The organism is Brevundimonas sp. CURTG3B2_SDJG (genome assembly GCF_057364705.1).
The window spans coordinates 1-9415 of the sequence record NZ_JBNFOJ010000110.1 but is presented as its reverse complement, the minus strand read 5'-3'; the positions used below and the strand labels follow the sequence as shown (position 1 = coordinate 9415).

Here is a 9415-nt window from a genome sequence, read left to right as displayed (position 1 = left end):
CCATCACCGCGTCGCCCGGCGCCAGACCCAAGTCGCACAGGGCGGACGCCATGGCCTGGCGGGTCAACGGGGCGGCGGACTCGCTCATGCGTCGGCTCGATCGGGAGGAGGGCGCTTCGGTTCTTGATGAAGTGGTCGTCGGCCGGATTGGCCAGCACCGCCGTCTCGCCGTCGAAGACGAAGCCGGCCGCCTCCACCTGCCGGCGCAGTTCGGCGCCCTCGATCCGGTGCAGGGTTCCGGCGACCGAGATCCCCGTCCCCGGCGCCGCCTGGTGGTCGATCACCACGAACACCCCGCCGGGCTTCAGCGCCGCGAACACCCGCTCGTTCATCTTCGCCACGTCCACCCCGAACCGGGGGATGGTGAAGTCGTGGTACTCCTGACTCATGAACACCACGTCCAGCGGCTCGGGAAAGGCGAAGGTCTCGCCGTCCAGGTCGCCGTTGATGCGGTGAACGTTGCGGTAGCCGTCGACGAGCGGCTGGATCAGCGGGTTGTCGCGCTCCATCGTGCGGTTGGGGATGAAGGCGTAGACCTGCCCATCCCCCTCCTCGGAGGCCGACACCTGGGCGAACAGCCGCGTGAAATATCCCGCCCCCGGCCGCACGTCGGCGATCTTCTGGCCCGGCGCGATGCCGGCGAAGGTCAGGATCTCGACCGGATGGCGCTGCGGGTCCCGGTCCACCTCCTCGATCGTGCGCGACGGCACGCGAACGGCGATGTCGTAGAGGTACTGCAGTTGCTCGGCGGAAGGCGGAGCGGTCTGGGCGATGGCCGGAACGGCGGCGCAGGAAAGGGCCGCGACACAGGCGGCGACGAGACCAAGCGACCTGACCATGGGATCCTCCGGCTGGGTTCGGCGCGAAGCTAGGCTCCCGTTTGCGGCCGGACGCAAGGGGTCTGGCGGACGCTCTTCAAAGCGGCCTCCAGGCCTCTTGATCCGAAAGCGGAGCGAACAGGGCGTCCAGGTCCGCCTCGGTCACGCCCGCCAGCTTGGCCGGCGACCATTTCGGGGCGTTGTCCTTGTCGATCACCACCGCCCGCACGCCCTCCTGGAAGTCGTGCGTCCGCACCACCCGGCCGCCCAGGCGGTATTCCATCGCCATGTTGTCGGCGAAGCTCTCCAGCCCGGCCCCGGTCCTAAGCTGGCGCAACGACACCTTCATCGACTGCGGCGACTTGGTCTTCAGCGTCTCCAGCTGCTTCAGCGCCCACGCCGACCCGTCGGCCTCCAGGGCAGCGAAGATCGCCTCCACCGTATCGAAGGCGAACAGCCGGTCGATCGCAGGGCGATGCTCGTCGGTCGGCGCCGCCCCCGGATCGGCGGCGAAGCGGTCGGCGACCGCCTTGGGATCGGAAGGCTCGGCCAGCAGGGCCGCCTTCAGGTCCTCGATCCGTTCGGCCGGGACGAAGTGGGTGTGAACCCCCAGCGCCACCGTGTCCGCCGCCTTCAGCCGCGCCCCGGTCAGGGCCAGCCAGGTTCCCGCCTCCCCCGGCAGCCGCGGCAGGAACCAGCCGCCGCCCACGTCGGGGAACAGACCGATTCCGGTCTCGGGCATGGCGTAGGTCGTCCGCTCGGTCGCGACGCGGACGTCGGCCGGCTCCGAGATCCCGACCCCGCCGCCCATGACGATCCCGTCCACGATCGCCGTGACCGGCTTCGCATAGCCGAACAGCAGGTGGTTCAGCTTGTACTCGGTGTCGAAGAAGGCCTTGGCCTCCGCGGCGTCCCCCGCCCCGCTCTCGGCGATCATCCGGATGTCGCCGCCGGCGCAGAAGCCCCGCTCGCCCGCATGGTCGATCAGCACCGACCGGACCGTCGCATCGTCGCGCCAGGCCAGCAGCGCCTCGATCATGATCTCGCACATGCCGCGGTTCAGCGCATGCAGCGCCTTGGGCCGGTTCAGGGTGATGCGGCCGACGCCGGATTCGACGCGGGTCAGGACTTCGGATTCGTCGGTCATGCCGGGCTGCTTAGGTTGGCGGCGGCCCCCGGTCCAGTCCTAGGGCCGGGGCGTCACCGTCATGCCGTAAGGCACATACATCGCCAGCTCCAGCGGGCCGGTCTGGACCCAGGTCAGGGTGTTGGCCATGCCCTGCACGTCCACCGCATAGCCCTCGCCGAAGATCGCCGAAGTGCGCCGGGCGTCGGCGGCGATGGCCTCTAGCACCTGCGGCCGGTACTGGGCCGGATTGACGATCGACAGCTGCCAGCCGCCGTTGATGGTGACCAGGGTCCGCCCGCTCTTGTCGATCCGGGCCACGAACTGCTCGATCCGCCCAGACGCGGAATCCAGGGTGTCGCCGGCGCGGATCGGGGTCTTGATGATCAAGCCGGTGGTCGAGGTGTCCGAGCGCCCGCCGTCCACGCCCAGCGTCAGGGTCGAAAGCATGTCCTCGGTGAAGGCGACCAGTTGGCCGTCGTCCTCGACGCTCAGGGCGATGTCCGCCTGGCTGCCGGCCGCGCGGACCATGGTGCGCAGTGTCTGAATCAACTCGACCCGACGGGCGGCGGCGTCGCGGGTGTCGTTCACCACCCAGACGGTGACGATCAGGTTGTCGGCGCGACGGGTCACCGTCACCGCCGGCGGCGACGCCTGCAAGGCGACGGGGTCGCTGTCGTAGCCGTCGCGCGCGATGCGCGACCCGGTGACGACGATCTCGTTGAACTGGGTCTCGTCCTGAGCGGCGGCGGCGGGCACGGCCAACACGGCGACGGCGGACAAGACGGCGAACAGCTTCATGATGACGATCCTCCCACGGCCAAGGTGGCACGCGACGGGGGAAACGTCACCCGCGGGGTTGCGAGGGCTCCAGATCTACTGCCGCATCATCTCCCGTGCGGTGATCACCCGCATGATCTCGTTGGTGCCTTCCAGGATGCGGTGCACCCGCAGGTCCCGCACGATCCGCTCCAGCGGATAGTCCTTCAGATAGCCGTAGCCGCCGTGCAGCTGCAGCGCCTCGTCGGCGATCTGGAAGCAGACGTCCGTCGCCATCCGCTTGGCCATGGCGCACCACTTGGTCTTCTCGGGATGGTTGGTGTCCATCGCCCAGGCCCCGCGCAGCACCATCAGGCGGCAAGCGTCCAGCTGGGTCGCCATGTCGGCCAGCTTGAACTGGGTGTTCTGGAAGTCGCCGATCGGGCGGCCGAACTGCTTGCGGGTGGCGACGTAGTCCAGCGCCGTCTCCAGGGCCAGGCGGGCCCCGCCCAGCGAGCAGGCGGCGATGTTCAGCCGTCCGCCGTCCAGACCCATCATCGCATAGCGGAAGCCGTCGCCCTCCTTGCCCAGCAGATTGGCGGCCGGGATGCGGCAGTCGTCGAAACTGACGATGGCGGTGGGCTGGCTGTTCCAGCCCATCTTCTTCTCCTGGGCTCCGAAGCTCAGCCCCGGCGTCCCCGCCTCGACCACGAACGTCGAGATACCCTTGGGTCCGTCCACGCCGGTCCGGGCCATCACCACATAGACGTCCGACGTCCCGGCGCCCGAGATGAAGGCCTTGGACCCGCTCAGCACATAGTGGTCGCCGTCCCGGCGCGCGGTCGTGCGCAGCGCCGCCGCGTCCGAGCCCGAGCCCGGCTCGGTGAGGCAGTAGCTGGCGATCTTCTCCATCGTCGTCAGCGACGGCACGAACCGGGCGCGCAGGTCGTCGGAGCCGAACTTGTCGATCATCCACGTGGCCATGTTGTGGATCGAGATGAAGGCCGCCGTCGACACGTCCCCGCGCGACAGCTCCTCGAAGATCACGGCGGCCTCGACCCGGCCCAGCGCCATCCCGCCGTGCTCCTCGCCGGCGTAGATGCCGCAGAAGCCCATCTCGGCCGCCTGCCGCATGACGTCGACGGGGAAATGCTTGGTCTCGTCCCATTCGGCGCTGTGCGGCGCCAGCTCGGCCTCGGCGAAGGCGCGGGCCGCGTCCTGGATGGCGCGCTGATCGTCGGTGAGGGCGAAGTCCATGGCGTTTCCCGAATTCCGTCTTCTGAGTCTTTCGCGGCTTCTAGGACAAAGCTCGGTCGCCCGCGAGCCCGGACTCGATCCGCCGCCGCCCGGGGCGGAGCCGCCTGATCGTACCTGACATCAGGCCCGAAACGAGCCTCCGGCCGTTGCGGGTTCCGGCGGCCGGGCGATACTGCGCGAACCTCTCCCCAGAAGCGCCGGAGCCTCTTCCATGCAGATGACTGACCCTGACCTTTCCGCCGCCGCGCTGGCCGCGATCGCGACCGCCGGAGCCTCGACGGCCTTGGCCCAGGCTCAGGCCCCGGCCATGCCCGCGGGCCTTCAGGCGGCGCTCGAACGCAACAACGCCGACTACGCCCAGCTGCGCGCCGCGATCCTGGCCGAAGGCTGGCGGCCGGTGGTCAATCCGGACTGCCAGGTCAACGTCTACGGCGGTTCGCGCGAAGAGCCGATCGAGCCGTCCGGAACCAACGTCTGCCGCGTCCTGACCGAGATCGAGAGCTGCAGCGGCGACGGCTACTGCAACATGTACTTCTCCAAGCGCGGCCAGGCCGCCTTCCTGCGCGTGATGACCTACGGCTCGTACGACGCGCCCCGCACCATGACCGTCAACGGCTGGGAGATGAGCCGCACCAACGGCGTGGCGGAGTAGACGCTCACCGCCCCATCGCCCTCAAGGCGACGGGGAGGACAGACCGCGCAGCGGTCAGGAGGGGGCGACGCCGGCGGCAGCCCGTCAGAGCGCCGATTTCATCCGCTGGCGCGCCCCCGCCTACGTCGGCTTCTGACGCATCCCCATGCGACAGTGCGGGCTCCGATCTTTGACAATCCGCCCGCCGACGCCGCTCCAAGGCGCTCGACCCAACCTGCCCATTGCACGCGTTGCACGCGTTGCGCCCATTTTTCGTGCAACGCCCGCGCTCCGGACGCTTCGGGCTCTCCGGATCCTGCATTTCGTGTCCGAGGCACGCCGGCTTCAGACCTCTGAGACTCTTTGGACCGTGTTTTTTCCGGCCTGAGACGCTAAGTCCGCGCCATGACCCAGCCCTTCGCCCCCGCCGCCTTCCCCTACGCCCGCCCGCGCCGCCTGCGCAGCCAGCCGTGGGTGCGTCGGCTGGTGGCCGAGACGACCCTGACCCCGGCCGACCTGGTCTGGCCGCTGATCGTCCACGACGGCGCCGACGACCGCGTCCCCGTCGCCTCGATGCCGGGCGTCTTCCGCCTGTCGCCCAAGGCGGCCGCCCAGGCCGCCCGGGAGGCCCGTGACCTGGGCATCCCCGCCGTCGCCCTGTTCCCCAACGTCGACAGCGCGCTGAAGGACGCGATCGGAACCGCCGCCACCGATCCCGACGGCCTGGTCCCGGACTGCATCAAGGCCATCAAGGACGCCGCGCCCGAGATCGGGGTGATCACCGACGTCGCGCTGGACTGCTACACCGACCACGGCCACGACGGCGTGGTCCAGGACGGCCGGGTGCTCAACGACGAGTCGCTCGAGCGCCTGGCCGAACAGGCCTTCATCCACGCCCACGCCGGCGCCGACGTGGTCGCCCCCTCCGACATGATGGACGGCCGTGTCCAGGCCATTCGGGAAGCGCTTGAAGCCAATGGATTACAGGATGTTATGATCCTGTCCTATGCTGCCAAATACGCCTCGGCCTTCTACGGTCCGTACCGCGACGCCGTCGGCTCGGCGAAAATGCTGATCGGCGACAAGAAGACCTATCAGATGGACTACGCCAACACCGACGAGGCCCTGCGCGAGGTGGCCATGGACATCGCCGAGGGCGCCGACGCCGTCATGGTCAAGCCGGGCATGCTCTATCTTGATATTGTTCAACGCGTTAGCGGGACTTTCCGAGTCCCGACCTTCGCCTACCAGGTGTCCGGCGAATACGCGATGATGAAGGCCTCGATCGCCAACGGCTGGCTGAACGAGGACCGCGCGATCCTTGAGAGCCTGCACGCCTTCAAGCGGGCGGGCTGCGCCGGCGTCCTCACCTACTTCGCGCCCCAGGCTGCGCGGCTGCTCGGCGCCTGACGGCCGCTCAGAGCGCCAGACGGGCCGTCCAGCCGTCGTAGGCGACTTCAACGTTCGATGGAACGATGGCTGACAACGTATTGTAATCCATATCGATATGCAGGTTCGTCAGCACGGCCCGCTTCACCGCGGCCCGGGCGATCCACTCCAGTGTCCGGTCCAGGTGGGCGTGGGTCGGATGGGGCGTGTAGCGCAGGGCGTCCACGATCCACAGGTCGCAGCCGCGCACCGCCTCGATCGCCGCCTCGTCCAGGTCCGACACATCGCTGGAGTAGGCGACCGGCCCCAGCCTGTAGCCCACCGACCGGATCGGCCCATGGGCCTGGTCGAAAGTGGTGACCGGCACGGCCCCGCCCGGCCCCTCGACCGACCAGGCTTCACCGTGGGGCGGAATGGCCCTGGCCTCCAGGATGGCCGGATAGCCCAGCTGGCTCTCGAAGATGTAGTCGAACCGGTGGAACAGCGCGGCCCGGGTGGCCTCGTCCATGAAGGCCGGGATGCGCCTGCGCGTCCGCATCGCGAAGACCCGCAGATCGTCGATCCCATGCGTCTGGTCGGCGTGGTCGTGGGTGTACAGCACCGCGTCCACATGGCGCACGCCGGCCCCCAGCATCTGTTCGCGCAGGTCCGGGGAGGTGTCGATCAGCACGCTGGTCACGCCCTCGGGGCCATGCCTGCGCACCAGGGCCGAACAGCGGGTCCGCCGGTTCCGCGGCTCCGTCGGATCGCAGTCGCCCCAGTCGCCGTCCCCGCGCGGCACCCCGCCCGAGGAGCCGCAGCCCAGGATGACCACCTCCAGCTCGCTCATCACCCGCCCTCCGGCCTCGGTATCGAGTCGAACAAGGCGAAGAAGGCGTCCGTGGTCCGCGCCTCGGCCTCGTCACGCGACCAGCCCCGGATCTCCGCCAGCTTGTCCAGCACGTGCCCCACATAGGCCGGCTCGTTGCGTCGCCCCCGGTGCGGAACGGGCGCCAGATAGGGGCAGTCCGTCTCCACGATGATCCGGTCCGCGGGCATGGTCGCGATGATCTCGCGCACCTCCCCGGCCGCCTTGAAGGTCGCGATCCCGGACACCGAGAACCAGGCTCCCAGCGCCGCGGCCCGCTCCGCCAGTTCAGGGCCGCTGGTGTAGCAGTGCATCAGGAACCGGAACGGCGCCCTCGCCTGCTCCTCGCTCAGGATGTCGGCCATCACCTGATCCGCCTCGCGCGTGTGCACCACCAGCGGCAGGCCGGTCAGCCGCGCCGCCTCGACATGCTGGCGGAACACCGCCGCCTGCGTGTCGCGAGGGCTCAGGTCGTAGTGGAAGTCCAGCCCGCATTCCCCGATCCCCACCACCCGCGGTCGCGCCGCCAGCTCGGCCAGCTGCGCGGCGGTCAGGTCGGCGTGGTCCTTGGCCTCGTGCGGGTGGACCCCGGCGGTGCACCAGATGTCCGGATGGGCCATCGCCAGCCCGTGGGTCGCCTCGAACGTCGACAGCTTGTCCGAGATCTCGACCATCAGCTCGACCCCAGCCTCCCGCGCCCGTGCGATCACCGCGTCGCGGTCCTCGTCGAACTGGGGCGCGTGCAGGTTGACGTGGCTGTCGATGATCATCCGTGCGCCGCCTTGGTCCGCTGCAGGTCGGCCAGGGCGCCCGCCAGCACGTCGGCACGGTCGAGGTTGATCGCCGCGGCTCGCTCGGGCAGCGCGGACAGCCGGCTCCACAGCTCGGCCCAGCGGGCCCCGGACGCCCCCTCCTCCAGCGCCCGGACCTTCACCGCGGCGATCAGCCGGTCCATCAGGGTCTCGAACCGTTCCTGCCCTTCGGAGCCCCGGAACTTGTCGGCGATCGACATGGCCTCGGCGCGATCGATCTGGTCCGCCGCCACCCACTGCTGCGCCAGCTGGTCGGCCTCCAAGGTCGCGCCGGAGGCCAGGGCCAGGGCCTGCCCGGGCGATCCGCCGGCCATGGCCGCGATCCGAACCGCCTCCGCCGACGGGACGCCAGTCCGGTTGCGCACCAGCTCCTGCAGGGCGTGCTCGGGCCAGACGGGGAAGGCCAACCGCCGGCAACGCGATCGGATCGTGGCCAGCAGCCGCCCCGGCGCATGGGTCACCAGGAGCAGCACCCCGTGCTCGGGCGGCTCCTCCAGAACCTTCAGCAAGGCGTTGGCCGCGTTCAGGTTCAGGTCGTCGGCGGCGTCGATGATCGCCACCCGCGCCTGGGCCTGCGACGGGCTCTTGGAGAAGAACTCCGGCAGATCCCGCGCCTGGTCGACCGAGATCGACTTCTTGACCTTGCCGCCCTCGACCGCCCGCTCCAGCACCAGCAGGTCCGGATGCGACTGCGCCGAGATCATCCGCGCCACATGGTCGTAGGGGTCGGTCCCCAGCAGCCCCCGCGACGGGTCGGGCGCCGCGCCCAGCAGCCGGCGGGCGGCGCGATAGGCGAAGGTCGCCTTGCCCGATCCCTCGACCCCGCACAGGCAGCCAGGCGTGGTGCACGCCGGCCCCGGCCGCCTGGGCGTCCAGGAGGCGGCCTCGGCCGCGGCGTCGGGGATGAGGTCGAACCGGTCGCGCGGATGCTCGCTCACCGCAGCCGGTCCTCGACCGCCGCCCAGACGCGCGCGAACACCTGGTCCTGATCTCCGACGGCGTCGATGACCACGCAACGGTCCGCCTTCTCCCGGGCGATCTCCAGGAACCGGGCGCGCAGCCGCTCGTGGAACTCAAGCCCCTTGGATTCGAAGCGGGTCTCGAACAGCCCACGCCCGAAGGCCCGCTCCAGCCCCACCTCGACCGGCAGGTCGAAGATCAGGGTCAGGTCCGGCTGGGTCGCGCCGACGATGGCGGCGTCCAGGCTCTCGATGAAGGCCTCCGGCGCCCCGCCGCCCGCGCCCTGATAGGCGCGGCTGGAATCGGCGAAGCGGTCGCACACCACCCAGCGGCCGGCCTGGAGCGCCGGGCGGATGGTCTTCTCCAGATGGTCGCTGCGGGCGGCGAACATCAGCATGGTCTCGGTCATCGGCGACCAGCGCCCCGCGTCCCCGTTCAGTGCGATGGCCCTGATCTCCTCGGCCCCGGTGGAGCCGCCGGGCTCACGGGTCTGCACCACCTCCAGGTCGCGTTCGCGCAGACGTTCGACCAGGCGCGCCACCTGTGTCGACTTGCCGGCGCCCTCGCCGCCTTCGAACGTGATGAATCTGCCCTGGGTCACCGGCGCACAATGGCGGCGCCGGCCGATGAGGCAAGCCTTACCGGGCCGATATCAACAGGGCGTCGGCGTATCCCCGCGCCACCACGGCCTGGCGCGCCTGCTCGGCCGCGTTCGGGTCGGGCCACGGACCGACCAGCACCCGGTAGAGCGTCGAATCGCCCCGCTCGGCCACGTCCACCGTCGCCCGCTCGCCCAGCCGATCCGCGACCCGGCGC

The 9415-nt window shown here is 70.1% G+C and carries 10 protein-coding genes and 1 pseudogene; 2 read left to right on the top strand and 9 right to left on the bottom strand.

Annotated elements, in window-relative coordinates; translation table 11 throughout:
- The 4 genes from AC2W7C_RS09105 to AC2W7C_RS09090 all read right to left on the bottom strand — a co-directional run.
- Positions 1-839: class I SAM-dependent methyltransferase (locus AC2W7C_RS09105; protein WP_486001150.1), on the bottom strand; the 839-nt coding region annotated here is incomplete at its 3' end.
- Positions 840-915: 76 nt separating this feature from the next.
- Positions 916-1965, bottom strand: coding sequence for an enoyl-CoA hydratase/isomerase family protein (locus AC2W7C_RS09100; RefSeq protein ID WP_486001149.1), 1050 nt, complete (start codon positions 1963-1965; stop codon positions 916-918).
- A 39-nt stretch (positions 1966-2004) separates the two neighbouring features.
- Positions 2005-2745: a hypothetical protein gene (locus tag AC2W7C_RS09095; RefSeq protein WP_486001148.1), complete on the bottom strand. Its 741-nt coding sequence runs from the start codon at positions 2743-2745 to the stop codon at positions 2005-2007.
- 75 nt (positions 2746-2820) lie between these two features.
- Complete coding sequence (locus AC2W7C_RS09090; RefSeq protein WP_486001147.1) at positions 2821-3960, bottom strand: isobutyryl-CoA dehydrogenase; 1140 nt, start codon at positions 3958-3960, stop codon at positions 2821-2823.
- 211 nt (positions 3961-4171) lie between these two features.
- On the opposite strand from AC2W7C_RS09090, the gene AC2W7C_RS09085 reads away from it, so the two are divergent.
- On the top strand, positions 4172-4612 hold the full coding sequence (locus tag AC2W7C_RS09085) for a hypothetical protein (protein ID WP_486001146.1): 441 nt from the start codon (positions 4172-4174) through the stop codon (positions 4610-4612).
- 384 nt (positions 4613-4996) lie between these two features.
- Positions 4997-6001: a porphobilinogen synthase gene (hemB, locus tag AC2W7C_RS09080; protein WP_486001145.1), complete on the top strand. Its 1005-nt coding sequence runs from the start codon at positions 4997-4999 to the stop codon at positions 5999-6001.
- Positions 6002-6008: 7 nt separating this feature from the next.
- Here the strand turns inward: hemB and AC2W7C_RS09075 are convergent, their stop codons facing one another.
- The 5 genes and pseudogenes from AC2W7C_RS09075 to AC2W7C_RS09055 form a co-directional block, all read right to left on the bottom strand.
- The gene (locus tag AC2W7C_RS09075) at positions 6009-6809 is read right to left on the bottom strand and encodes an MBL fold metallo-hydrolase (protein ID WP_486001144.1); all 801 of its coding nucleotides are present in this window, start codon (positions 6807-6809) and stop codon (positions 6009-6011) included.
- Complete coding sequence (locus tag AC2W7C_RS09070) at positions 6809-7597, bottom strand: TatD family hydrolase (protein ID WP_486001143.1); 789 nt, start codon at positions 7595-7597, stop codon at positions 6809-6811. The genes AC2W7C_RS09075 and AC2W7C_RS09070 overlap by 1 nt, the downstream gene beginning before the upstream one ends.
- A pseudogene (locus AC2W7C_RS09065) lies at positions 7594-8577 on the bottom strand (DNA polymerase III subunit delta'). The gene AC2W7C_RS09070 and the pseudogene AC2W7C_RS09065 overlap by 4 nt, the downstream one beginning before the upstream one ends.
- Entirely contained in the window at positions 8574-9200 is a 627-nt protein-coding gene (gene tmk, locus AC2W7C_RS09060) for a dTMP kinase (RefSeq protein ID WP_486001142.1), read from the bottom strand. Before tmk ends, AC2W7C_RS09065 begins: the two are co-directional and overlap by 4 nt.
- 37 nt (positions 9201-9237) lie before the next feature.
- Positions 9238-9396, bottom strand: coding sequence for an SPOR domain-containing protein (locus tag AC2W7C_RS09055; protein WP_486001151.1), 159 nt, complete (start codon positions 9394-9396; stop codon positions 9238-9240).
- Positions 9397-9415 lie beyond the last annotated feature (19 nt).